30 protein-coding genes are annotated in these 25352 nt (G+C 47.3%); 2 read left to right on the top strand and 28 right to left on the bottom strand.

Translation table 11 applies throughout. The annotated features are described in order from the left end of the window. The coding region (locus CZ379_RS03565) for a hypothetical protein (RefSeq protein ID WP_234404794.1) at positions 1-299 on the top strand (299 nt) is incomplete at its 5' end. 1002 nt (positions 300-1301) lie between these two features. Here CZ379_RS03565 and CZ379_RS03560 read toward each other — a convergent pair. From CZ379_RS03560 to CZ379_RS03420, 28 genes are all read right to left on the bottom strand, one after another. Further along, positions 1302-1685 carry a rhodanese-like domain-containing protein gene (locus tag CZ379_RS03560; RefSeq protein WP_110930349.1) on the bottom strand — a complete coding sequence of 128 codons (384 nt, stop codon included), beginning with the start codon at positions 1683-1685 and terminating at the stop codon, positions 1302-1304. A 27-nt stretch (positions 1686-1712) separates the two neighbouring features. Further along, positions 1713-2069: a rhodanese-like domain-containing protein gene (locus CZ379_RS03555; RefSeq protein ID WP_110930348.1), complete on the bottom strand. Its 357-nt coding sequence runs from the start codon at positions 2067-2069 to the stop codon at positions 1713-1715. 16 nt (positions 2070-2085) lie between these two features. Continuing rightward, the gene (locus CZ379_RS03550) at positions 2086-2397 is read right to left on the bottom strand and encodes a rhodanese-like domain-containing protein (RefSeq protein ID WP_110930347.1); all 312 of its coding nucleotides are present in this window, start codon (positions 2395-2397) and stop codon (positions 2086-2088) included. Between the two features lie 49 nt (positions 2398-2446). Next, the gene (locus CZ379_RS03545) at positions 2447-2713 is read right to left on the bottom strand and encodes a metal-sensitive transcriptional regulator (RefSeq protein ID WP_110930346.1); all 267 of its coding nucleotides are present in this window, start codon (positions 2711-2713) and stop codon (positions 2447-2449) included. Positions 2714-2870: 157 nt separating this feature from the next. Further along, positions 2871-3665, bottom strand: coding sequence for a sulfite exporter TauE/SafE family protein (locus CZ379_RS03540; RefSeq protein WP_110930345.1), 795 nt, complete (start codon positions 3663-3665; stop codon positions 2871-2873). A 330-nt stretch (positions 3666-3995) separates the two neighbouring features. Beyond that, positions 3996-4223 carry a sulfurtransferase TusA family protein gene (locus tag CZ379_RS03535; RefSeq protein ID WP_267890464.1) on the bottom strand — a complete coding sequence of 76 codons (228 nt, stop codon included), beginning with the start codon at positions 4221-4223 and terminating at the stop codon, positions 3996-3998. Positions 4224-4251: 28 nt separating this feature from the next. Continuing rightward, entirely contained in the window at positions 4252-5403 is a 1152-nt protein-coding gene (locus CZ379_RS03530; protein ID WP_110930343.1) for an MBL fold metallo-hydrolase, read from the bottom strand. Between the two features lie 45 nt (positions 5404-5448). Continuing rightward, positions 5449-5844, bottom strand: a complete 396-nt coding sequence (locus CZ379_RS03525; protein ID WP_110930342.1) for a DsrE/DsrF/DrsH-like family protein — start codon at positions 5842-5844, stop codon at positions 5449-5451. Positions 5845-5897: 53 nt separating this feature from the next. Further along, on the bottom strand, positions 5898-6488 hold the full coding sequence (locus CZ379_RS03520) for a sulfurtransferase TusA family protein (RefSeq protein ID WP_110930341.1): 591 nt from the start codon (positions 6486-6488) through the stop codon (positions 5898-5900). 235 nt (positions 6489-6723) lie between these two features. Next, positions 6724-7872, bottom strand: a complete 1149-nt coding sequence (gene thiO / locus CZ379_RS03515; RefSeq protein WP_110930340.1) for a glycine oxidase ThiO — start codon at positions 7870-7872, stop codon at positions 6724-6726. 32 nt (positions 7873-7904) lie between these two features. After that, positions 7905-8684, bottom strand: coding sequence for a thiazole synthase (locus tag CZ379_RS03510; protein ID WP_110930339.1), 780 nt, complete (start codon positions 8682-8684; stop codon positions 7905-7907). A 4-nt stretch (positions 8685-8688) separates the two neighbouring features. After that, positions 8689-8904 (bottom strand): sulfur carrier protein ThiS, encoded by a 216-nt coding sequence (gene thiS, locus CZ379_RS03505; RefSeq protein ID WP_110930338.1) that lies wholly within the window; start codon positions 8902-8904, stop codon positions 8689-8691. After that, on the bottom strand, positions 8891-9529 hold the full coding sequence (gene thiE, locus CZ379_RS03500; protein WP_110930337.1) for a thiamine phosphate synthase: 639 nt from the start codon (positions 9527-9529) through the stop codon (positions 8891-8893). Before thiE ends, thiS begins: the two co-directional genes overlap by 14 nt. Positions 9530-9829: 300 nt before the next feature. Continuing rightward, a complete protein-coding gene (locus CZ379_RS26910; protein WP_110930479.1) occupies positions 9830-10873 on the bottom strand; it encodes a pectate lyase in 1044 nt (347 codons plus the stop codon). A 287-nt stretch (positions 10874-11160) separates the two neighbouring features. Beyond that, positions 11161-12366, bottom strand: a complete 1206-nt coding sequence (locus CZ379_RS03490) for a TraB/GumN family protein (RefSeq protein WP_110930336.1) — start codon at positions 12364-12366, stop codon at positions 11161-11163. Positions 12367-12425: 59 nt separating this feature from the next. Then, complete coding sequence (locus CZ379_RS03485) at positions 12426-13718, bottom strand: ABC transporter permease (RefSeq protein ID WP_110930335.1); 1293 nt, start codon at positions 13716-13718, stop codon at positions 12426-12428. Beyond that, positions 13711-14616 (bottom strand): ABC transporter ATP-binding protein, encoded by a 906-nt coding sequence (locus CZ379_RS03480; protein WP_110930334.1) that lies wholly within the window; start codon positions 14614-14616, stop codon positions 13711-13713. Before CZ379_RS03480 ends, CZ379_RS03485 begins: the two co-directional genes overlap by 8 nt. 27 nt (positions 14617-14643) lie before the next feature. Then, positions 14644-15540 carry an ABC transporter ATP-binding protein gene (locus CZ379_RS03475; RefSeq protein ID WP_110930333.1) on the bottom strand — a complete coding sequence of 299 codons (897 nt, stop codon included), beginning with the start codon at positions 15538-15540 and terminating at the stop codon, positions 14644-14646. 2 nt (positions 15541-15542) lie between these two features. Next, positions 15543-15950 carry a GntR family transcriptional regulator gene (locus tag CZ379_RS03470; protein ID WP_110930332.1) on the bottom strand — a complete coding sequence of 136 codons (408 nt, stop codon included), beginning with the start codon at positions 15948-15950 and terminating at the stop codon, positions 15543-15545. A 47-nt stretch (positions 15951-15997) separates the two neighbouring features. Beyond that, entirely contained in the window at positions 15998-16723 is a 726-nt protein-coding gene (locus CZ379_RS03465; protein ID WP_110930331.1) for a hypothetical protein, read from the bottom strand. Between the two features lie 200 nt (positions 16724-16923). Then, positions 16924-17388, bottom strand: coding sequence for a DUF420 domain-containing protein (locus CZ379_RS03460; RefSeq protein WP_110930330.1), 465 nt, complete (start codon positions 17386-17388; stop codon positions 16924-16926). Positions 17389-17445: 57 nt separating this feature from the next. Continuing rightward, positions 17446-18372 carry a cytochrome c oxidase assembly factor CtaG gene (ctaG, locus tag CZ379_RS03455; RefSeq protein WP_110930329.1) on the bottom strand — a complete coding sequence of 309 codons (927 nt, stop codon included), beginning with the start codon at positions 18370-18372 and terminating at the stop codon, positions 17446-17448. A 101-nt stretch (positions 18373-18473) separates the two neighbouring features. Continuing rightward, a complete protein-coding gene (locus tag CZ379_RS03450) occupies positions 18474-18794 on the bottom strand; it encodes a cytochrome C oxidase subunit IV family protein (protein WP_110930328.1) in 321 nt (106 codons plus the stop codon). A gap of 3 nt (positions 18795-18797) precedes the next feature. Continuing rightward, positions 18798-19427: a cytochrome c oxidase subunit 3 gene (locus tag CZ379_RS03445; RefSeq protein ID WP_110930327.1), complete on the bottom strand. Its 630-nt coding sequence runs from the start codon at positions 19425-19427 to the stop codon at positions 18798-18800. Continuing rightward, positions 19424-21274 carry a cytochrome c oxidase subunit I gene (gene ctaD / locus CZ379_RS03440; RefSeq protein WP_199925462.1) on the bottom strand — a complete coding sequence of 617 codons (1851 nt, stop codon included), beginning with the start codon at positions 21272-21274 and terminating at the stop codon, positions 19424-19426. The genes CZ379_RS03445 and ctaD overlap by 4 nt, the downstream gene beginning before the upstream one ends. A gap of 93 nt (positions 21275-21367) precedes the next feature. After that, positions 21368-22426 carry a cytochrome c oxidase subunit II gene (gene coxB / locus CZ379_RS03435; protein ID WP_110930325.1) on the bottom strand — a complete coding sequence of 353 codons (1059 nt, stop codon included), beginning with the start codon at positions 22424-22426 and terminating at the stop codon, positions 21368-21370. Between the two features lie 377 nt (positions 22427-22803). Further along, complete coding sequence (gene map / locus CZ379_RS03425) at positions 22804-23556, bottom strand: type I methionyl aminopeptidase (protein WP_110930323.1); 753 nt, start codon at positions 23554-23556, stop codon at positions 22804-22806. Positions 23557-23725: 169 nt separating this feature from the next. Beyond that, positions 23726-23923, bottom strand: a complete 198-nt coding sequence (locus CZ379_RS03420; protein ID WP_019635239.1) for a hypothetical protein — start codon at positions 23921-23923, stop codon at positions 23726-23728. Positions 23924-24307: 384 nt separating this feature from the next. On the opposite strand from CZ379_RS03420, the gene CZ379_RS03415 reads away from it, so the two are divergent. Continuing rightward, positions 24308-25333 carry a serine hydrolase domain-containing protein gene (locus CZ379_RS03415; protein ID WP_110930322.1) on the top strand — a complete coding sequence of 342 codons (1026 nt, stop codon included), beginning with the start codon at positions 24308-24310 and terminating at the stop codon, positions 25331-25333. Positions 25334-25352 lie beyond the last annotated feature (19 nt).

Genomic DNA, 25352 nt, shown 5'->3' with positions numbered 1-25352 from the left:
CGGTGCCAGGGCTGCGAGGCCGCGGGGCCGCGGGGAGGGGCCTGGCCGTGGTGGGGAACCGCAAAAAGGCGGTGGCACTCAGCGTGCAGGCAGCAGGGGGCCGCAAGAAGGCATCTTATTCAACCTGTAAGCATGTTTTATTAATTTACTTCGATAGTATTGAACCGGAACTAACTAAGAATGAGACATCCGTCTTTGACTTAGGTCGCAGTAACGGATGCCAGTGGCCTTATATCACTGATTTTGGCAATGATGTACTTCTAACGGATCTCAGTGCCGTTATTTGCCTATTTCGGTGACAATACTCCGCGAATTGTAGTCAATAGCGGCTTGTACATCCGTTAGTTTTCCAAAATGGCCATATTGGGTTAAATAACGTCGCTCAGGTCCGTTAGGCTGCTCCTCTCCTTACTCTACACTCGTGCTTCTTATGTACTTTGCACCCTCCCCTCCTTACCCTCCATTCGTGCTTCTTATGTTCTTTACATCCTCCTCCTTACTCTACACTCGTGCTTCTTATGTACTTTGCACCCTCCCCTCCTTACCCTCCACTCGTGCTGCTTATGTTCTTTGCATCCTCCTCCTCTTCCTTACCCTTCGCTCCGTGCTTCTTATGTCCTTTGCATCCTCCTCCTTACTCTACGCACCGTATTTCTTCTCTAATTTGCTTCATCCCTTCTTCACTAAGCCATGCAGTAGATTGCGAGCTAACGATCGGTCACGCGAATATGCGCCACAAGCTCAATTGGTGTAAATGCCCTCAGAAGTCTTCACACATGTCCCACCGTTTCCGCCTACCTACTGTTAGCCATACTCTTCAGCCATACCGTACAAACATACTTTTCCAGGGGTATCGATCTTGAAAGGAAAGCTGCTTGTCCATAACGGTAAGATCAGCTGATGATGTCGCAAAATCGGCGCGCGGTCTATGCCCGGTTTAAAGTGGGGGTGGAGGGTGTATTGAGTCACATTAAGGTATTCGGTCGTTCCGTCGATTTTCCTTACGGGGCCTGGACAAAGGGGGGAGTGGGGTTGGGGTTGCGCGTTGGGGTTGCGCGTTGGGGTTGCGCGTTTGGGCACTAGCCCACAATCTACTGAAAGTAACAGGTATACGTCTCGCTGCTTTCCTTCAAAGAACAGATGTTCATAAAAAGCTGGACGGAAAAAGGGACTGCCCCTGTCTCACATTATGGGGTCAGTCCCAAACATGGCGTTTTTCCGACTGGCTTTCTTTTTGGGGCCGTATTGCACAATCCTTTTCGTTTTTCGTATTTTTATTTTATTTTTTACTATGCCTAATTTTACTTTGTAATTTTGCCTCTCCAAGCGCTGATTCCGCCTGTAAGGTGAGCTAATTTGCCGTAGCCGTTCTTGCTGAGGATTCGTGCCGCATTCTTGCTGCGCATTCCGCTCTGGCAGTAGAGCAGCAAATCCTTGTCTTGCGGAATCTCGCTAAGCCGGCCTTGCAGCTGTGATAATGGTATATTCTTCGCTCCAGGAATATGCCCTCTCTTATACTCGCCGATTTCCCGGACATCGATCAGTACCTGGTCGGAGTTCTGCAGCTCATTTCTGAACTGCTCCTCCCGCAGTGATCTCAGGCCAGGTGCTGGCCGCAGGCGAGTATATGCAAACCAAACAATCAATAATATAAATAATATATTAATAAGTGTACTTGTCTCCATGATAGTTAACCACACTTTCATTGCTTATTACGCGCAATATTGTCCACGTACGGCGTAAATTTGCCGGAAACCACGGCTTTTTAGTAGGCGCGCCGCTCTTTTGCTCTTGATTTTGCTGTCAGAGAGAATGAGAACGGGCTCACTCGGGGACAGTTCATTTCTCCATACAAAAGGAAGACGTCCAATGGAAATATTAATCGCCCCTTGTACATGGCACTCCCGATAGAACACCTCGTCCCGGACATCGAGCATCTTCGTCTCTTCCGGCAGCTCTGAGGTGTCGTTCAAAATGCTCGCATCGACATAGGCTAGCCCTTTGACAGGCAGAAAATTGCGGATCGACAAATATCCTATGCCCGCTAATATTAGAACAATGAGCCACATGATTCCTTTCCTCCAGTTAGACCAATTCGTCTTCCCAGGCCAACAGTCCGCCTGTCATATTTACAACATTGAAGCCTTTTTCCTGCAGCAGTTCACAGGCTAGGCCGCTACGGTTGCCGCTGCGGCATATAACGATCAGTTCCTCATCGGCATTCAATTCATTCAATCTCTCCAAGACTTGTCCAAGCGGAATATGCTTAGCTCCGCGCACATGCCCTTCTGCCCATTCGTCCGGCTCACGGACGTCCAGCATCTTGACCTGTTCGCCTTTTTTAAGACGTTCAGATAGCATTTGCGGTGTAATTTCTTTGTCTACTTTTCCTGCCATTATTAACTCTCTCCCTTATCAATGATCTGTTTTCCTAGCGATGTCCAGTTTAGCGGCTCTTGACCAGCAGCTCGATCGCTTCCTTTACGACTTTACTGGTATCTCCGCCTGCAGACTGTTCCTCCAGAATGCACTGCTGCAAATTCTCAGCGACGATCTGGGCAATAGCCCGGTCGGAAGCATTGCGGACAGCCGACAATTGGCTTACCACTTCCTTGCAGGATTTACCTTCATCCATTAAGCGGAGAACTCCCCGGACTTGTCCTTCTATCCTTCTTAAACGTCTTTTTAAATCATCGTTATAATTGTATTCCACTTGAAATCACTCCATTTCATTTCACTTCACTTAACCTATACTCCTAAGGGTATATTATAAAAAAATATGGACTGACGCAATCTTCGAATGCAGCTCCACTATGACCTTTACCCCATAAAACGTTCATGAAATGAAATAATAGGCTTATTCCGTTTATTTATAATATCGACATCCAAACCTTAACAGCGGTCAAAGCGATCAGAATAATAAGGGCATAACGCAAATATTTAACATTCATTTTCGCGCTTAGCCATGAGCCGAGCGGTGCTCCGATCAGGCTGCCGATTACTGTGAACAGCGTCGCTTCCCAAGGGATATCCGCTGTAGTTAATTTACCGGCTACTCCGCCGATCGCGGAGATGAACACAATGGCCAAAGAAGTTGCAATCGTAATTCGAGTGGGGATTTTCAAGACCGTAAGCATTACAGGAATAAGAATAAATGCGCCTCCAGCACCGACGATCCCCGATACGATACCAACCAAAAACGAGATGACAACGGCAAAGGTTCGATTAAAGGTGATTTCCTGACCCGCCAGCCCATCCTCTTTGGCTTTACTCGGAATAAGCATCAGGACAACCGCGATAATGGCCAAAACCCCATAAATAATGTTAATGACATTACCGTCAAGGTACCCGGAAACAAGGCCTCCGGCAAGGCTGCCGAACAAAATCCCGGAGCCCATGTATACAACAAGCTTCTTATGAATCACAGCCGGTTGATTCTTGCCATTTTTGAGATAGGCCATTACACCGGCAAGTGAGGCAAAGAACACTTGGAACATGCTAATCGATGAGACTTCCTGCCCGGTGAAATGAGCTACACCAAGTGCAGATGGGACGAAGAGCAATAAGGGAAAAGATACGATCGCTCCGCCGATTCCCAGCAGTCCCGAAAAGAAGGAACCGACCAATCCGAGCACCAACATGACGATAATTAACAGAATATCCATGGCTCCCTCCTTCTCCACCGTTTTTACGCAAACTGGTATTATTCCAACTTTTATATCTGTACGAATCGAAAATATAAAGCTATAATCAATACCAAGTAAACTTATAAGAAATGGGTGATCATTTATGCTAAATGCGTTTCGCACCTTGTTTATCGATTGCTGCCCACAATGCAAAGAGCCTATGCAAGCTCAGCGCAACAATCTGCACGTATTGAAATCCTGTCCCCAAGGCCATTACAAGGAGGAGACCTATGCAAGCCTCGGCGTGCGTATCATCTATGATTTGAAATAAGCGAACAGCGGTTCAGCCCGTGTTCGCTTATTTAATTTTTAATTTTTCTTCACTAGAAAAGTGTAGACACCGTCTTGCTCTGAGTGCTCAAGCAGTTCATGATTCGTCTGTTTGACCCATGCTTGAAAATCATTCAGAGAGCCTTTATCCGTGGAGACGACCTCCATAATTTCGCCAGGCTGCAGTTCGTCTAACGCCTTCTTTGCCTTCACAATGGGCATCGGGCACATTAATCCAGTTGTATCGACTTTTTTATGGCTTTCCACTTGTTCATTTCCTCCTATAATCAATGAATTATTTATCATGCACAGCACAGCGGTTTGGTCCGATCTCCATCTCTCGTTGCTGCTCGTCATCAGGTTGTATTTTGCCCATATTCGTTTGGCGAATTTCCTGATAGGAGTTCGGATGCTGCGGTAAATTATCGCTGACCATCCTTCTAAAATCAGTTTCGGCGGTAATTTGCAGGCCAGGATTATTCTTGAAAAGATCCCCCAGCCGTGCGGAAACTTCCCCGCCTGTTCCTAGCTCAGTTACTTTTCCAAAATGCGCAGGAAGTACTATTAATTCTTCCGACAGGTCTTTATATCGGCTGTACAAGGTCGTATGCAGGTCTTCAACCCAGTCCTCTGCTTTTCCGGCCAAATCGGGACGACCGATGGATTCGACAAACAGAATATCGCCGGTCAGCAAATAACGGTTATCAATAATAAAAGAAGTGCTGCCGATCGTATGGCCTGGGGAATATACCGGCTGAATTTCAATCTTGCTATTCCCAACGGTGATGACTTTTCCTTCTTCCAGCTTCGCATAATCGAAGGTGACTTCTTCCGCATCCTTCGGAGGAAGCCAATATGTCGCTCCCGCTTGCTCAGCAAGCTTGCGCCCTCCGGATATATGGTCGGCATGAAGGTGCGTATCGAGCGTGTGCTTGATTGTTGCCCCTTTATCCGCGGCAAAATCCTTGAATACATCCGTCATTCTTACCGCATCTATTACCGCCGCTTCACCTTGCGAAATGACCATATAGGACAGACATCCTTTACCGATTCGTACGAATTGAAATAATGAACCGCCATCGTGCAGCTGACCAATGAGAACAGGCTCCAAATGCTCGCTCCATGCTTTCATGCCGCCTTCCAAATAATAGACACGGCTCCTCCCTGCTTCGGCAAGCTGCTCAGCAATGAATTTAGAGGAACCTTCCTTGGCGCATACGACGAGAATATCCTTGCCAACTGGCATTTGCTCCAGCGCAGCATCTACCCCCTCCAACAAATCGAAATAAGGGATATTAACCAGTTCAATGCTCTCTCCTTCAATCTGCCAATCCGCTGCATCGCTGCCGTTGCGGACATCGAGAATGAATAAAGGCTCCTTGTTCAGAACCCGCCGGGTCAACTCGGCGGCCGACATCGCTTGTAATGGTGAAGTTGTTACAGACATTCGAGTTATCCCCCTCAATAATTTGTTTTAAATTTATAATCTTGCTTAGAACGACAACGATACGTTAGCATCCTTCGCAAAATCAAGGAATGTCACAGCTCCGCCAACTTCAATGCCGTCCACGAAATCCTCTTTTGAAAGATTCATGACGTCCATCGTCATCTGGCAGGCAATCAGTTTCACACCCAGTTCCTGTGCCATGCTAACCAATTCCGGAATAGAAGGAACATTCGCGTTCTTGAAGCCTTCTGCAAAATGTTCTTTTCCGGCCGGAAGCGGCAATTGTTGGTGCCCTTGCTTATGAATCATGTTCAAGCCTTCAAATGTGAAGAAGATGGCTACTTCAGCCTCCGTTGCCGCTGAGGCAGTGGCGATATTGAACACCTTGTATGCGTCGAATAAACCGCCGTTGCTTGCAATAATTGCTACTCTTGTTGACATCATAATACCTCCATGAATTTGTTATTTTTGATTTTAAATAAAATGATTTGCTCTCACTTCTCCAGCGCCGGTTCAACAGGCCCATTCCAGGCAGCCATCCCCGGTGTCACATTCTTCACCTGCTTGAACCCTTTGTCGGCAAGCAGCTGACAAGCCAGATCGCTGCGGCTGCCGGTACGGCATACCACATATATTTCCTTGTCTGGATTCAATTCGCCCATTCGCTGCTCTAGTTCCCCCAGTGGAATGGATTGAGCTCCGGGAATGCGTCCGAAGGCATATTCTGCCGGCTCACGAACATCAAGAATCGTTATAGCGTCTTGGTCTGCGATTCTGGTTTGTAATTCTTCGTTGGAAGCAATATAGGAGTATTTCTGTTCATTCTTTACTTCTTCTGGTCTTGATTTGCGAAGATAATGCTTTAGCACTTGCTTCTCTTCAATCGTTCCCAAATATTGATGGCCTGTATTTTTCGCCCAACCTTGAATATCAGCCAGCGAACCTCGATCTGTAGCTTGAACCTCGATCACTTGGCCGGGATTCATTTCATCCATTGCTTTCTTGGTTCTAACTATGGGCAAAGGACACGAAAGTCCTTTGCAGTCCAGTCTTTTATCTACTTGAAGGTCAGTGGGTGCGGACATTTCGATTCCTCCGTTTCTTAATCATTCCTATCTTTCCAAGCCGGCACAGCAATAATACATAATACGTATACCCCTATGGGTATAAATCATAAGTCAGAATGTTGTCGTTGTCAACAATGAATATTAAAAATCCCGAGTAGCAAAGATTTCCAAAAGCGAAAAACCTCTTCCTACGAACGAGGCGATGCGCCCGCAAGAAGAGGTTAATATGAACGGTATGCTTTATTGCTACGAGTTACCGCATCATTATGTGATTGAATCTTTCCGGCGCGAATGCCGAATAATAGCTTGGCAAATCGAAGCGTTCGATGGTATCGGCAACAATTTTGGCCGTCATCGGACTAAGCAAAATCCCGTTACGATAATGTCCCGCCGCAAAAACGATCTGTTCAGCAGCTTCGAGCGCCCCCAGCAGCGGACGGCCATCCTGCGTGGATGGGCGTAATCCTGCCCATCTATGAAATGGGACTTTTCTCTCCAGAAAAGGAAATAGCCGCTTGTTCCATTTCCGCAGCCGTTCTATGCCTTTTTCCGTTACCGAGGTATCAAATCCGGCAATATCCTCGGATGCCCCGCATACGACGGTGCCGTTATCCTTAGCTACTACATACCCCTGGTTGTTGAACACCATACCCTTGACCGTATGCTGAGCAGTGCGATAAGCGCATATTTGCCCGCGAATGGGATAAATCGGTAAGTTGATATTCAATGTCTCTGATAGTTCCTGAGCCCAAGCACCAGAACAGATAACTAAGCGCTCGGCTGGAAATTTACGCCCATCTTTAGACTTCACAGTAATTTCCTCCTGCAACTCTCCGCGCTGTCCTTGGTGCCCATCGATAATCTGGACGCTCTCCAAATGCTCAATAATACGTACGCCTAAATTCCGGCAGGCCTGCTCTAGAGCCTGTACATAATGCGGTGCGTATATATGGCTCTCCTCTGGAGTATATAACGCTGCCTTTACTTCGTTCGATAGGTGAGGCTCAATGCGCCTAAGCGCATCCCCCTCAACAATACCGCCTGTAGAACCGTATTCCCTCTGCCACATCAGCCGCCCCTCCAGAGCAAGTATGTCCGCCTCATGATAAACCGCATAGAGACTGCCGGATTGGCTATATTCAAAGGATTGTCCAGAAATTTGTCTAACTTCCGCTTGCCACGTTGGATACAGCCGCAAACTATCCAGACACAAATGGAAATATGGGTCTGGCTCCTCCAGATTTTCCGAGAAAGGAGCAAGCATGCCCGCGGCTGCCCCAGAGGCTTGCCCCCCGCAACTGCCGATCTCCAGCAGAGTTACCCTATGTCCGCGCTTTTGCAATTCAAAGGCGCAGGATAAGCCGATGATGCCGCCCCCCATAATAACTACATTTTGGTTCATGCTATCGCTCCCGTATTCATAGCCTCATTGAATCATTTCAAAATAAATTCTTCCAAGCCGCTGCTGGCGGAAGCGTATTTCTTCCGGACAATTCGCCCGGATAGATAAGCAAGCCGCCCGGCTTCAATCGCATGCCTCATCGCTGCAGCCATCATCACGGGATCCTTCGCCTTGGCTACCGGCGTATTCATGAGCACCCCGTCTACACCGAGCTCCATAGCCTTCGTTACATCGCTGGCCGTCCCAAGTCCCGCATCAACGATGACAGGCACTCCCGCTTCCTCTACGATGAGACCAAGATTATAGGGGTTTAAAATACCTAATCCCGTGCCAATCGGTGCGGCTCCCGGCATAATCGCGGCGGCTCCCGCCTCTTCAAGACGGCGGCAAATGACGGGGTCGTCAGAAATGTAGGGAAGGACGGTGAATCCCTCCTTGACAAGCGCCTCCGTTGCCTTTAGGGTTTCGATCGGATCAGGCAGAAGCGTTCTTGCATTCACACTAATTTCGACCTTAATCCAGTCGCTAAGGCCGGAGGCTCTTGCGAGACGAGCGATGCGAATCGCCTCCTCTGCCGTTCTTGCACCGGATGTATTCGGTAAATATTGATAGGTTTCATTTTGTAAATGCTGCAGGATAGAGTCATCCTCTACGGCATCCAAATTGATTCTCCGAATCGCGAAAGTAAGCACTTCGGCCCCCGAAGCTTTAATGGCTTCCTGCTGGACGAATGGATTTGGAAATAACCCCGTACCTATAAAAAAGCGCGAGGATAGTAATAGATTGCCGATACGTAATGCATCGTTTTGCATCCGTTTAACCCCCTCCTACAAAATGAACTAGTTCAATGACCATTCCCGTGGCCGTACGTGTGTGAACCCATTGCTCCGGCGTCAGGATCATTCCATCAGCTTCCACGATTACCGGCTTGCCCGTCAATCCGAAATAGGCGATCACATCTTGAATAGTTCCTGCCTCCAAAGTATGAAGAACCCCATTCACCTTCAGGTCAACAGACTCACGATACTCCATGAATAGCTCCTCCTTGTTCCAGTTTGCGAATAAAAGCTTCGCATATCCCTCTAACATCCGGACTGCCTACGATTTCGGTAACAGCACATATCCGCTTCGCTCCGGCAGCAATAACTTCTTCTGCATTATGCAACTTGATTCCGCCAATCGCCACAAAGGGTATACGAATTTTTGCAGCAGCCTCTCGGACGTAGGAGAGCGTTACTGGCGCCGCATCCGCCTTCGTCGCTGTCGGGTATACCGGGCCAACGCCGATATAGTCCGCTCCCTGCTGTTCGGCTAGCAGCGCCTCTTCGATCGCATGCGTGGAAATCCCGATAATTTTCCGGCCTACGAGCTTTCTGGCGACGGAAAGCGGCGTATCTCCTTGGCCTAAATGAATCCCATCGGCGTCCACTTCCAACGCAATGTCGATATAATCATTAACGATAAAAGGGACATTATACTTGCGGGTCAATTTGCGAAGCATCTTTGCCCTCTCCAGTACTGCAGCGCGGTCGTTGTGCTTGTCTCGGAGCTGCACGATATCGGCGCCCCCAAGAATGGCTTCCTCCATGACTTCGGCAAGGTCTCTACCGGGATGGCTTCTTTCATCGGTAATAGCGTACAAACGAAAATCTCTCATCTGCTAACTCTACCTCCGTTTTGTATTTGCCGGCTCATACCACGCAAAAAAAGCCATCCGAGAATACACGAATGGCTTCAATTCGATATGTTCTCTACGCCAGCATTACCTGGATCAGATTAACGGTCAGGAACATCAGGTTCCAATCTCAGCCGGACTTCATCCAGCACCCGCACCCCATATTCAGTTATTCCCACTATAACTTACCATAGTAAGCTTGGCAAGATTATCGTCTCTATTCACAATACTATTCTCATTCCGGGCATCACATCCCCCTCTATCGCTAAAGGGAAGATGTGATTAATATTCCGTATTATTCAACTCAGTCACATGATTGACGCCGTACCATTTCTGCCCCACTTTGGAGTATAAGGTATTCGTCATTGTAACCTTGCTTGAGCTGCTGTCGGTGCGGAAGATGGCTTCCTTCATATTCGAAATATTACAGCTGTCGATGAACACATTTACAGTGAACGTCGTCCCTCCATTTTGGCGGATGAATTTCCCTGCGTTATTTGCGACAAAATTATATACATTAAAAGTGCTTGCCGCATTAATTTGAAACACCTTATCGCTGCCGTCGTAAGCCGCGCCGCCATTTAGAGTCACTGTCCCCGATTGCTTAATCGTTAATGCGTCCTCGCCAATATCCAGCCATACAATGTTGGCCAGATAAACATTGCCGTAGGTATGAATCCCATCAGCAGCAGGCGAGCCTAGGACAACATTTTTAAGCGTCGCGCCGTCTTCCAAACGGAAGACCGGCTTCTGGCTCTCACTTTGGCTTCCATCCCCTAGCGCAGAGCCGGCAATATATGTTCTGCCCTTGCCATCGAAGACTTCGCCTGATTTAACGATGATCGTCGAATTGACGGTTGTGCTGCTCGGAGATATCTTCACAAGCGTCCACTGCTGATTCGCTCCCTCAAGGTCTGTCCATTGATTAATATTTGCACCAAGCTCCTTCGAATAGGTATAAACTTCCGCGACTTTACCGCTATGCCGATTCTTGAGCTGGACGTAGCCGCCGCTGTCTTCTAACAGCCAATGCTGGTTTGCGTTATTCATATTCTGGTATTGTACAATATTGCCGCCGTCTGCTGTTGACCATTCATACACTTCAAGCGCCCTTCCACTATTCGCATTGATGATTTGATAATAGCCGCCGCCGACACTGACAAAGCGCCACAACTGATTATCACCGCCGAGATCCTGCCATTGCGATACATTCGCTCCGTTTTCATGCGCCCAATTGTACACCTCTAAAGCCTGCCCACTATGCCGATTAATAATTTTGTAGAGTCCATGGTTGGTAACCGATGCTGCATTTGTCCTTTCTGTCATTGGAGTCATTGATAACACCAAAGTAAAAATTACGAGCAGAGAAAACCATTTCTTTAACATCGTCATCCTCCTCTTCAAATTATTAAGCGCTTACAAATATGAACAGTTTTATATTAACATAAATTATAATAATTGGTATATATTTTCTTGAAATATTTTAGCTAAATTATATTTTCCCCACTTTTTTACAGTTGTCTTTTAGCCTTTTTTATAAATGAAGCAAGCCCTTTCAGCTTCAACCTCCGAAGCGAAAGGGCTATTGTAGAGATTATATAATTATATAACGATTATTTGCGAACGATAGTGTATCCTTTATCCTCAAGCAGCTTGATGATCCCGTGCTCCCCTAAGTAGTGAGCCGCGCCCACCACGATGAAATACTCTTCGTTTTTACCGTTTTTCAAGTATCCATCGATTTTGTCAGCCATGAGCATGTTGCGGTCGATCAGCATCGCTTTGTTGTATTCCTCATCTTCGGAAAAGCTGTTCGTCAGCTCCAGCAGCTGCTCGTCATTGCCTGTTTTCCAAATCTCCCCCATCTGATCCATTTCCTCACCCAGCACATCAAAATTATCTAATACAGCGCTCAGGTTCTTCTCCTGCAGTTCCTTGGAGAAATCGTTGAACATGCTCAACTGGGACTCATAGGATTCCAGCTCGATGACCGGCAGTTTACGCTCCATGGCTTTCTGGGTGAAATACAGATCGATACCTGCAGCAGCTTCATATCCTGCATCCATTGTTTTTAGACTAGTCATGGTCATCTCTACAACCCAAGGCTTAAAGACATCAAAGGCGTTTGACTCCATCCCGTTTTGCTGCAGAATTTCCCCAAGCTTCGCATACGTATCCTCGGACACATGATCCTTTAGCGTCGTGCCGTCTTGATACGTTCCCAAATCCATGGTCAGCTTCTGATTAGCCTCATCAGCAGCTTTACTAAGATCGATTTCCACTCCCAGATAATCGGCGTCAGCAAAAGCCTCCTCGAACTCCGAACGCAGTGGATAGAAACTGTCGTCCGCAAAATGCATCGAACCTATCAGATACACGGTATTTTCGTTATTCTTGACCTCCCACATGAAGCCGCGAGCAGCCTCTCCCGTTGCTTTGGAGATGAGGAACACGGTGCGGGACTGCTGATCCCAATGAACAGCGTAGCCTGCGGCTTCCCCAACGATCCGAATAGGAGCATATGTCACACCGTTAATCATTTGGGTCTTGCTGCTCAGCGTGCTCTCCTTGCCGTCAATAACGACATGAATAGTATCATCCTGCACATCGCCAAGTTGAACATTCATCGCCTGAAGTGTGGTTTCTAGCGGCACCATCGTTGTTCCCTGATCGACAATAGGCGCATTCATTGCAAATTCAATGCTCTGGTTATTGATTTTGACTGCAGCTTGCTGCGGGGCAGCCATAGCCGGAGCTACGGCTGAGAGTAAACCTACAGATATCAAGAGCGATAAAAACGATCGTCTCCAATTTTTCATATTGTTCATATCTCCTTTGTTTTAAACTTTCTTAAAAGTTATATTCACTATCCTTTGAACTAAATCTTGTATGCCCTCATAGCTTTACGAAGCTCTTTCAGCGTAGGGCGCTTGCCATACAGCAGAACACCGGTACGATAAATTTTGGCCGCAAGCCAGCTAAAGAAGAAAATGGCCGCAAGCAGAACCAGCAAGGACAAACCAATTTCCGGATAGTTTGCATCCCCTATGCCAAAGCGAAGCAGAATCGTCACCGGGGATACAAATGGAATGTAGGAGCATACTTTAAGCAGCAGGGAGTTCGGCGTTGACAAGCTAAACATGGCCACATAGAACGCTGCTAAAGATAACATTGTAATCGGCATGACCGCCTGGCCCAGATCCTCTGTCCGGCTGACGATAGAGCCGACTGCCGCATATAAAGTGGCATATAGGAAGTAACCCAAAATGTAGAAGACAAGCCCGACGATAAGAATTTGCAAATTGATTTGCGATAAATCCAAATTGAAGCTTGTCAAGGATGCCTGATTATACGGCAACGCCAGGTTAGCGGCGACCACTGCGATAAAAATTACGATTTGCAGCATTCCGATCAGGAACATGCCTAGAATTTTACCGAACATTTGCGCCAGCGGCGATACGCTCGTCACTAAAATTTCCATGATTCGCGAGCTTTTCTCTGACGTTACCTCAGCGGCGATCATGTTGCCCGTCATCATATTCGTCATGAAGAATAGAATGATGAGTGCATATACAATCACATAGTTGATAGCTGCAGGTTTTGCGCTATCCTCTGCTGCTGCAGCGCTGCCACTCGCAGCAGCCTTTTCAGCCTTCTGTTCTTCAATGACAACAGGCGCGCTAATCGCTGCAATTTGCTCATCCGTTAAAGAGCTTCCTTGCGTCACATACAGCATTTTGACGTTTTCCAAGGCAGGCTGGAGCAGCGACTGGAGCGTCCAATCCATGCTGTCCTTCTTAGAGGTGTAAATGACCTTCGGAAATTGGGAGCCGACAGGTTCACCGAACTCTAGATAACCTTTGATAATTCCGCTCTCAAAATCATTTTTCAAAGCCTGTTCATTAGCCTGCTCGTATTTGATGATAGAGATTTTAGCGTCCGGCTGTTGGTCGATGAATGCCTCCAAGGACTCCGCAATTTCAGCCTGGTTGCCATAGACAAGGCCGATTTGCGAGCTATTACTGTCATTACCGGAGAACAGTTGTATTAGGTACGGCACATGAATACCGATAGATAATAGCACAGCGAAAATAAGGGTAGTAACTACGAATGATTTCGTTTTGACCTTATTGAAAAATGTAAAATTTATAATCGGCAGCAGCTTATTCATGAGACTCACCTACCTCTTTAATGAAGATTTGGTTCAATGTCGGTTCTTTGATTTCAAAATGCTCTACCGTGCTTTCGCTCATGGCTTGCCGCAAAATATCCTGCGCTGCCGAAACATTGGAAATCCGGATGGAATATCCACGCTCACGGCGTTCCACACGCTCTACTCCAGGAATAGCCTCCAAGTCGGAAACTGCCCCGGTCGTATGAAGCAGAACCTCTTCACGCGGATACCGCTTCTTAATCTCACGTATACTTCCTTGCAGCACCGTATTTGAACGCTGAAGAAGCGTAATATTGCTGCACAACTCCTCCACATGCTCCATGCGGTGAGTGGAGAACAGAATGCTCGTTCCTTCGTCCCGCAGCTCCTTGACCGTAGCTTTGAGCAGTTCAACATTAACTGGATCTAGTCCGCTAAAGGCCTCATCCAGGATCAATATTTTCGGTCTGTGCACGACAGCCGCAATAAAGCCCATTTTTTGCTGATTCCCTTTGGACAGTTCTTCAATTTTCTTATTGTAATAATCCGGCACCTCGAAACGCTCAAGCCAGTAACGCAGACTCTTATCTGCCTCCTTGGCGGACATCCCCTTCAGACGGGCCAAATAAATAATTTGGTCGCTAACCTTCACTTTGGGATATAATCCCCGTTCTTCAGGCAAATAGCCCATGCTATGCTGCATTCCGCTGCTGTACCTTTGTCCGTGATACAGAATCTGCCCCTCGTCGGGATAAATCAGGCCGAGCACCATACGCATCGTCGTTGTTTTGCCGGCCCCGTTGCCCCCCAGCAGACCGTAAATTTCTCCTTCGTCCACCTGAAGGGAAATTCGGTTCACTGCCGTTTTATCTCCAAACTGCTTCGTTACCTGCTCCAATACTAATGGTTTAGCCATCATTCCACTCCTTTTCTACATTTTAAATTAATGTTTCGGGGGATGCCCCTGAATCCATAATTCGAGAATCTCTTCCAATTCTAGAGCCCGGCTTCGCAATACTTGAAGCTCTTTGGACTGCTGCAAATCTGTAATAATACCTTCATCCCGTACAATCAATTTATGAATGGACGATTCCTCTTCCTCGTGCTGGATAATGTCAGTTCTCGTCATCAGCTCGGCCAGAGTGCCGCGTACCCAAACCTCATAGCAGCTTCCATAAAGCAAATCCTTCTCCACCATTCCCAGCACTTCACCACGGTGTACCAATACGATGTAGTCGGCGAGCCGTTTTACTTCCTCAACGATATGAGTTGCCATAATAATGGTTACATCCTCGCCGTTCATGCATTCCTGAAGCTCATCGATCATGTCCTTCCAAGCAAAGGGGTCAAGCCCAGATGACAGCTCATCGAGAATGAGCAGCTTAGGATTCGTAGCAAGGGCGGCAGCAACCTCGAATTTGCGGCGTTCCCCTTTGGACATTCGATTTAGCCGTTCTTTCCTAGGTACATCGAATCGAGTCATCAAGCGGTCAAATCGCTTCTGATCCCAGGTCGGATACCAGTGAGCCCGAAAGCTAGCGGCCTGCTCTGCTGTCTGAAAGTTTTCCTCAACCAATGGATTCTCCGCCACATAAGCTATTTTACTTTTGATCTCCAGCGGCAGCTCTCCGACTCCCTCTTCCCCAAACCACTTTATTTCTCCCTCATCCGGTATAAGGCTCTGTGTCATCAAATGGAGTATTGTACTTTTGCCTGAGCCGTTAGAGCCGACTAGCGCAACGATAAACCCTTGAGGGATTTGGAGATTGATCGGACCAACGGTTCTCCGTCGACGTTTTTTTATGACATTCTTTATCTCCAGCGCTAATGATTCTGTCATCTCTATCTCTCCTCCCCAGCCTCTGATCGGTATTTGTCTTTTATGATTTTCAGAAAAAGCTCCTTCAGCTCTTCCTCGCTATATTGAACGGATAAGCCCGCATCGACTGCGGCTTCTACGGCTTCCTGCACGACCATCCTGCGGTATTCACTCCTCTCGCTTTGTCCAACCCGGGCTACGAAAGTACCGGTTCCTTGCTTTGTAAGCAGCAGCCCCTCATTCTCCAAATCCTGATATACCCTGCGAACCGTAATTACACTGCATTTTAAGCTGCTTGCAAATTCCCGGATAGAAGGAAGCAGTGTCCCTTCCTCAATCTGTCCGCTGACAATTAAAGAACGCAACTGTGTCTCTATTTGAAAATATAAGGGTTCTGCGCTATTCTCATTGATCTGAATGGGAATCCACACCTTTCTCTTTCACCTCCGGGTTTTGCGCAATGAATTTATGTCTAGGATCATATCAAGTCTCTCTTCCCCAGCTTGCTTAAGGTTATTTTGCAACATACAGCAAGGCCCACCCCGCCGATGATCAACGAGCCCCACATGAGAGGTGATAATAATGAATATCGCCCAGACTGCTCTAGAGTGAATACGAGTATGTTCCCGCCTAGCCCATAAATTAGAAATGTTAATATGGACATCGAAGCCATCCCCACTATACTTATCCAGAAATACTTCTGCCCTCGATTCAAAAGTTCTAAAAAAATGTATACACCATTAATGAGCAATCCGTACCCCGTCCAGGTCAAGGCGAAAGCGAGCAGTCCACCGATATGCGTAATCGGCCCATCCGAGAGTCCCGTAACCAAGTAAAATACCGGATAAAAAAATACGCCATTTAACAACAAAGCCGAAAGCAATTGAATGACTCGCCCTTTTATCACCGTAATCGCCGGAATCGGAAGCGTCCGGTAGTAATGGAGCATGCGCGTATACGAATCTTCCTTAATATAATTGAATGATCGTTTAGAGAAGTAGAAGCCTGTAAATGGAATCATTACTAACATCATGAAATCACCGATTGGATTTATTAGCCATCCAGCCCTGCTTGAGGGGCTGGCGAACATGCTAATCGCGATAGCTGTATAAATCATAAAGATCACGTTCCATATTAAGTACAGCCGATCCTGTCTTAAATCTCTCTTGAATAAGATCCATCCGTCTTTCCAGGTGTTATTCAACCCGTCCAACCTTCCTTCGTCGATAATGTACTGTGCAACTCTTTATGTTCTGAGAATATAGTGGTTATATGTGTGCTTACTGTATATATCCTTATACACAGTATACACGGCTGTTTTTTAAGCGTCAACCTTTTTTAGGGAACAAAAAAAAGGCCCTATCCAGAGCGGCTTCGCTCAATGATAGAGGCCTTACATTTGCTTTACGTGCCTAATAGAATATCCCATACCGGCTTGGTATGACCACCTGGGTAAAGCACGTATAACAGCACATATACAGCTACGCCCGTAATCGCTGTAAAGAACCAGATGATCGACGTCACTTTTCCCCATTTACGATGCTTCGCATACTTTTCTTTGAAGCCTAGCGTCAAAGTCGTTATACCAAAGACAGCTGCGACCGTCGCCAAAATAATATGGAAAATAAGGAACGTCTGGTAATATACTTTAAGATCCTCCGGTCCACCCCAGGCGGTGTTTCCGATAAACGCAGTGCGTGACGTATAGATAATAAAGAAGATAATTGCGGCAATCGCTGCTGCGATCATCGTTTTCTTGTGGGCTTCTCTCTTGCCCTTAATGATCTGTCCCCAGCCAATAGCCACCAAAATTGCACTGATGACGATAAATGTAGTGCTTAGTGTGGGGAATAGGGTGAATATGTCCATTTCCATCCTCCTGCTTCAACAATTGTCTTATAGAGGCCGTTCGATCTTCTGATCATTTTACGCCTGATTGAGTTCTTGTGGTGGCACATCTGCGATGAGCTCATCCTCCTCATCCTCTTTATTCTCTTGCCGATACCACTGAAAGAATACATAAGCCAGCATCGACGCGAAAATGATCTCCTGTATAAATTTCATCAATATGCCGCCTACCTGCTGATCAACTTGAGTCTCCAGGAATCCAAAAAATTCAGGGCCGCCAAATTGGCTCAACAGAGCTGCCGGATCTCCACCCGGCACGCAATAGCCCATCGCTTTCGCCCATACGTTCGGATCGCTGTACGTCGCGTAAAGCGGCTCGCTGGCAAAGATGATCAGGCCGCAGGCTGGCGTCAGCAGCACCATATTCAAATAAATGAAACCGAGTTTCTTGAGGCCCTGAGGCGTCGCGCGCTCAGGTACCGGGCTGACAAACGTCCACCACATGAATACCGCCGCGATGAACAAGGCCAAATAATATAGGCGGTGAACTCCAAAATTAAGCATAACATAATCATGAACCACAGGTAGATGGTAGATTGAGAACAATCCGTTAAATAAGACCGCAGAAACGACGGGATGAACCATAAACTTCAGCTTCTTTACCGGAGTTCGTTCCAAGTAATTTACGATAGAGCGCCAAATCCATGGCGGTATCCCCAACATGATAAGCGGCGGAGCAACAATATAAGACAAAGCCATACTCAGCATATGGAAGCTGAACATCGTATGGCCCAGCAAATTGACGGGTCCACCCTGAGCCAAGTGCAAAAAAAACATTCCCGTAACGAACATGATTTTTCGGCCAACAGCCGTCGGTTCACTTTGAGGAAACCTCTCGCTTAGCGGACCAACGAGTAAAAAATAACCGGCTGTAATTAACAGCATGAATGACAATAGTACGGGACTCCAAACATCGCTAAAGCTAAAATATTGTAATCCCAGCAATTTGAAAACTCCCTCCGCCGCTTTTGAAATCTGTCCAAATTGTGAACTGACCCCATAATATACAAAAGAGGGGGCTTATAGGCAAGCCCGCCTCTTTTATTTTACCACCACATCCAGTAAAGTGCCGCAATGATACATAGCCCGGCGACAAAAAATCCTCCAGCCATGAATATAATCGGGATCATATGACCCTTATCCTTCAAATGCATCCAATAGCCCAGTTGCACGAGCACTTGGAGAACCGCCATAGCGAGCAGCAGCATAACCGTGAAAGCAGTGTTCACGCCTCCGGCTGCTACAGTAGCAAATGCAATCGCAGTCAGAACGATAGAGAATATAAAAGCGACAACATGCTTCTGCGGCCCCTCATGCCGGTGTCGATGCTTCACGACTGAACCGTTATCGTTATGTTGATCTACCATCGTTTAGCCTACCACCTTTCCAAGCAGGTAAACTACTGTGAAAACAAACACCCATACAACGTCGACAAAGTGCCAGTACATGGCGGAGACATACACCTTTGGCGCAGTCACTACCGTCAGTCCCTTTTTCGCGACTTGGAAGATCAGAAGTGATATCCAGCAAATTCCGAAAATAACGTGTGCACCATGGAATCCAACGAGCGTGTAGAACGACGAACTGAAAGCACTCGTTGTCATGCCGTATCCATAATGAACAACATACTCATAGAACTCATAGATTTCTAAACATAAGAAGCCGAAACCTAACACTACCGTAACCGTCAGCCAAGTTAACAGCGACTTCTTATCCGCCCTGTGCATGGCCTGAATAGCAAACACGCTCGTCAAGCTACTTACCAAGAGGATTAATGTAGCTACAGCCGTGATCGGCAAGCTGAACAGCTCGGAGGCTGACGGCCCATCAGCCACTTGATTACGAAGCGTTAAGAAAGTTGCAAACAAAGTACCAAACAGAACCGCTTCCCCTGCAAGGAAGAGCCAGAAGCCCATAATTTTATTACGGCCTTCCAGTGTTGCCTTCTCCGGTTCATGGGGTAGCTTATCTGTAGCCTGCTCTGCTTGAAGAGTGGTCATGCTTCTACCCCCTTCCCATCTTGTTCTTCTGGCTCAATATGCCAGCCCGGATCGTCATTCAAGGAATGAACAATCATGGAGCCAAATGTAATACCCAAACCGATAATAACGACGATGTAGTTATTAAACATAAAGTTAAGGAAGCTGTTTCCAAAATCATCTGTTGTGAACATGAAGCCAAGACCGGCAATGAACAAACCAACAGACATGATAAACGGAATAATTGTCGGCGAAGGCATATGAATCGGCCCTACCGGTTCAGCTGGCGTCATTTCCTTATGTCCAGCCATCTTCTCCTTCCAGTAGGCGTCAAGTCCACGCACAAGCGGAAGCTGCTTGAAGTTATACTCTGGCGGCGGAGACGGAATTGCCCATTCCAATGTACGGCCATCTTCCCATGGATCGTTCTCTACACCAACAGGCTTTCTTGCTGTAATGAAAATATTAATCAAGAATACAATAACCCCTACACCCATTAAGAATGCGCCAATCGTACTGAGTACGTTCATCATATCAAAGCCCTGGTTCGGCAGATATGTATATACGCGGCGCTGCATTCCGATCAAGCCAAGGAAATGCTGCAGGAAGAATGTCAGGTGGAAACCGATAATAAACGTCCAGAACTCGATCTTTCCAAGCGTTTCGTTCAATACTCGACCAAACATCTTCGGCCACCAGTAATGCAGACCGGAGAACAATCCTAGAACAAGTCCCCCTACGATAACATAGTGGAAATGCGCTACAACAAAATAAGTATCGTGGAACTGATAGTCCGCTGGCGCAGAACCGAGCATAACCCCGGTTACCCCGCCCATAACGAAAGTAGGGATGAATCCAACTGCGAACAAATTTGCGGTGTTGAACGTAATTTGTCCGCCCCACATGGTGAATAGCCAGTTAAAAATCTTAATCCCGGTCGGAACGGCGATCAGCATCGTCGCAATTGCGAACAATGCGTTGGCCACCGGCCCCATACCTGTCGTAAACATATGGTGCGCCCAAACCATGAAGCCGAGGAAGGCAATCAGGATGGTCGCGAATACCATGGAGCTATATCCGAACAAGCGCTTCCGCGAGAAAGTACTCACGACCTCGGAAATAATTCCGAATGCCGGCAAGATCAGGATATAAACTTCAGGGTGCCCGAAGATCCAAAATATATGTTGCCACAGAACCGGGTTACCCCCGCCTGCTACGTTAAAGAAGTTAGCTCCCAAAATCCGATCGAAGCTGAGAAGTACCAGGCCAACCGTGATAGCCGGGAAAGCAAACAAAATCATGGCTGATGTAACAAAAGTCGTCCAGGTAAACATCGGCATGCGCATGAAGGACATGCCTGGCGCGCGCATCGTAATAATGGTAGCCAGGAAGTTAATTCCCCCGATGAGCGTACCGAGACCGGCAATCTGCAGACCGATCGTATAGAAGTCAACCCCGTGCGTCGTACTATAAGTCGTCGAGGACAATGGCGCGTAGGCTGTCCAGCCTCCGTCCGGAGCGCCTCCCATAAACCAGCTGAGGTTAAGCAGCAATCCCCCGAACAAAAACGTCCAAAAGCCCAGTGAGTTCAGGAATGGGAATGCTACGTCGCGAGCTCCGATTTGCAGCGGTATAACCGCATTCATTATCGCGAAAATGATCGGCATGACCCCGAGGAAAATCATTGTCGTTCCGTGCATCGTGATCAGCTCATTAAACTGCTGAGCATTCACAAACGTATTCATTGGCTTCCATAGCTGGACGCGAATCAAGAGTGCTTCAATTCCGCCTATGCCAAAGAAGAAGCCGCCTGCAACCAAATACAGTATGCCTATTTTCTTGTGGTCGACCGTTGTCAACCAATCCATCAAACCCTTGTGCCGCTTGACACTGTGAGCGTGAGCCAAGGTTTGTACCCCCTTTAAATTCCTGTGCATCAATGCCGTCTGATAAGCTGGTGATTAATACTGCAGCTTGACGTTAGCCAAATACTCAGCGATTCCTTCAATTTCTTCATCTGTCAGTCCCAGGTCTTCCTTCGGCGAAGGCATATGGTTGCCAGGTTTAACTGCTTGCGGATCATTCAGCCATTCGATCAAATTATCTTTGACCGGCTTGCCTGGGAACGGCTTGTTCGAGCCCTCTTCGTTAATCAGAATACCAGCGACAGTCTCGCGGTTGCCGATCCCCGTCAGGTTCGGCCCCATTGGCCCGCCTTGATCGCCTACCGCATGACAGCTTAGACATTGCGTCTTGAACACTTCGGCCAGAGCAGGGTCTTGAATCGGCTCGACCGGCTGTTTAATCGCAGTGATCCAGTTCTCAAACGCTTCCTCACTTACCGCCTTCACCTTGAATTCCATCAAAGCGTGGGACGGTCCGCACAGCTCCGCGCACTTCCCGAGGTAAACGCCTTCTTTCTCGGCCTCCAGCCAGGCCGTGTTGATTGTTCCCTCGGTATTTGTGTCAGTCTTACCTCCAAGCGACGGCACCCAGAAAGAGTGAATGACGTCCGCCGTCTTCAATTGAAAAGCAATTTTCTTATTTGTAGGAATAATCAAATCCTGAGCCGTGGTGATGTCATAATCTGGATAATTGAACTCCCACCAGAACAGATGCGAAGTTACCTTTACGCGAATAGCGTCCTTATCCTCCCAATAGTTCTCCCCATAAGCAAACACTTTCTGAACCGTCGCTACGGCAAGAATGAGAACCAGAATGAGCGGAATTCCTGTCCAGATGATCTCCAGCATGTGGTTGCCCTCCACTTGCTTCGGCATCCCCTTATCCCCTGGCTTGCGACGGAATTTAATAATTACATAGGCCGCAATGCCGAATACAATTACGAGCACCGAGAACATGATCGTAATTGAAAGTTTCATCAAATCAAACTGTCCTTGTGCTACCGGGCCTTGTGGTCTGAGTGCAGACAAGTCTTCGCGACCGCAAGCGGACAGCAAGAGCATTAGCCCGACAAACAAAGGAACAAGCCTCTTCCCAGCCTTCCACCGTTTCATCATTGATCTACCCCACTTTTAAGTATTCTTCCGATGATTACAGGCCTTCTCCCTTGCCCCGGGAAAAATTTACCTGCCCTAGCACGGAAACTGCAATCCTGTCAATTAAAACAATCACTTATTAAATATAAGAGCGAACCCCTCTTTTGTCAATGAGATCAAGGGAGTTCACAAATTGTTCAAATGTCTAAAAAAGCCCGCTGCAACAGGCTTTGCGAGCGTTTGCACTCTTCTAATTACCCTGGCATCGCGTTTCTTAATCGCTAGACTGTGAGAGCTGTTTCCCGATTTGCCCTCGACCAAATCATTTTGAACCATTTTCGACATTTCAGCGAATTTCTTGTCACAATTACACGAAAAAAGAGGAGCCGTTGTCCTCTTCATAAGGAAGTCAGCACAACGGGCCCCTCTTTAGTAATCGCAAGCGTATGCTCATAATGCGCGCCTAAGCTGCCATCGGCCGTCCGGATCGTCCAGCCGTCGTCCTCCCATAATACCGCGCCCGTATCCTCGGAAGTAAAGATCGGCTCAATGGTGAGAACCATCCCTTCCCTTAAAAGCGTTCCGGTACGAGCGCGCCCAAAATTCGGGACATCCGGCGGCTCATGCATGGATCGGCCGATACCATGCCCGATCAGCGGCTTCACGATGCCGACCCCCGCTTTTCTCGCTACGCTCTGGACGGCAGAACTGATGTCCCCGACACGGTTCCCCGGAACAGCCTGAGCGATGCCTTTTTCCAACGCTCTGTGAGTGGTGGAGAGCAGATCGCCTGCTTCTTCGCTAACCTCGCCAATCCGGTATGACCAGGCTGAATCGGCTAACCAGCCATTTTTGTTTACGACGATATCGATCGTAATAATATCTCCGTTATGAAGCTGGCGATGATTCGGGAAGCCATGGCATACGACATCATTCACCGAAGCACAGGTCGCAAACGGATAACCCCGATAACCCTTTTGCTCCGGCGTCGCCTTTCGGCTGGTCAAATACCTCTCTACCCATTGATCGATTTCTAATGTCGTCATTCCGGGGCCGATTCGACTGGCCAATTCCTGATGACACTCGGCAAGAATCTTTCCGGCTTCGCGGATTTTTGAAATTTCATCCTGCGTTTTCAAAATAATCTTCAATATTTCTGTCTCCTCTCAAGAACGTTAACACCGCGTTAATAACTGTTAATATAATATATGTAAGAACAAACAGAAAAAAACCGTCCTGCGGCATTGCGCGCAAGACGGGTATCAAATGTTCCTAACTCGCAAATAATCATTACAAATCATTTGCGCTCATGAGAATGCGTTAAGAAACGGACGAGTTGACTGAATTCAGCTTGCCCATTTCGTGCTCAACCAGATCCGTCAATTCTTCTTCGTAGCCACCCATGATGCGATATTTGCGGACGTATTCCTTTACGAATTTTTTCGGGTCTTTCGGTTTAAATATCCGGGTCATTTCCCGCAGACTTTCCTTTACTTCATTGTGACCTTTCGTTGCCATACATATTCCCTCCCAGAACGCTTGTAATTAATGCTCCGATTTCGAGAACGCCGAAAAGTGATGTTGTTTCATGAAGTTGTAGGCTGCAAGCCACGCCTTCTCGGCAGGCACCTGACACTATTACATACCCATAGAAATTCCCGCTTAATCAAGCGTGCTAGCCATGTGTTGTCCATGTGCTTAGGACTGTCGCAAACTTGATGGAATAACCTCCTATCTCTTATATTGTAACATATTCAGTTCATCGTTACAGCTTTCTTCCATCCGCACACTTTTTTTGAAATAAAAAAAGACGGTAAACAGCCAGTGAATCAAGCAAAATTATTGCATTGTCCGATTTCTGGTTACAATAAATATATAAAGCTGAGAAAGGGAAGATTTGACATGCAGCCTATTAGCAGTATTCTCGCTTCTTCTGACAATTCTTACACTTCATCCTCATCCCGCCGTCCCCTTGCTCAGAGTGAGGAGGGGCTGAAACTGCTCCGCGCAGCAGATGAAGAGATCATTCAACAGTTCCCTAAAATGCATAGCTTTGCCGTTGTCCGACAAGGACAATTGCTTATTGAACGTTATTACAACGAGTTTAATATGACTGATCTTCATGATCTAAGGTCGGCAACCAAGTCGATCCTTTCTATTTTGTTTGGAATCGCTAGCTATCGCGGAGAACTTCCGCCGCTGCACGAACCTATTCTGGATACCGTGCGAAAGTATGCCGTCCGCAACCCAGGCCCGCTCTGGGAGCAGCTAACCTTGCGTCATTTGCTTACAATGACATCCGGATTTTACTGGAAAACTGGTGCTAAAATGGGAGAAGCACTCATTCACCGTTTTCATCAAAGCCCTAGTTGGACAAAATATATCCTGCATCTGCCCATCGAGGAGCATAAAATCGGTACATTTCAATACTGTAGTGTGGATAGTCATTTGCTCTCCATATTATTGACGGAATGGACAGGGCTAAGCGCTGCAGACTATGCAAGGCAATATCTATTTGACCCGCTCGGCATTGAGGAATCGGTTTGGAATGCGAGTCCCGAAGGCCATTCGACGGGTCATATCGGGCTTCATTTAACCACGAGGGATATGACGAAGATCGGCCAGCTCTGTCTGCAGGGCGGCGCGTGGGAAGGGGAACAGATTCTTTCTGCCGACTGGCTGCGCGAATCCATGGCTCCTCTATCCGCGGAGAGCCCTGGTTATGGACGCTATGGCTGCCATTGGTGGACGACCAAGACCCACGGGATTTCTTATGCCTATGCACATGGTCATGGCGGCCAGCAGATCAATGTGATCCCTGCCCTGGATTCGGTTGTCATATTTACGGCGGCGAGCGATATAAATCGCTGGAAGAACCCTAGACCGCTGCTGGAGAAATTTATCATTCCTGCATTGAAGAACAGCTAACCACCTTATTAAAACACTT

The organism is Paenibacillus bouchesdurhonensis (assembly GCF_900155685.1).
Lineage (GTDB): Bacteria > Bacillota > Bacilli > Paenibacillales > Paenibacillaceae > Fontibacillus > Fontibacillus bouchesdurhonensis.
The sequence above is the reverse complement of the archived record's forward strand: the minus strand, read 5'-3'. Positions and strand labels throughout refer to the sequence as shown.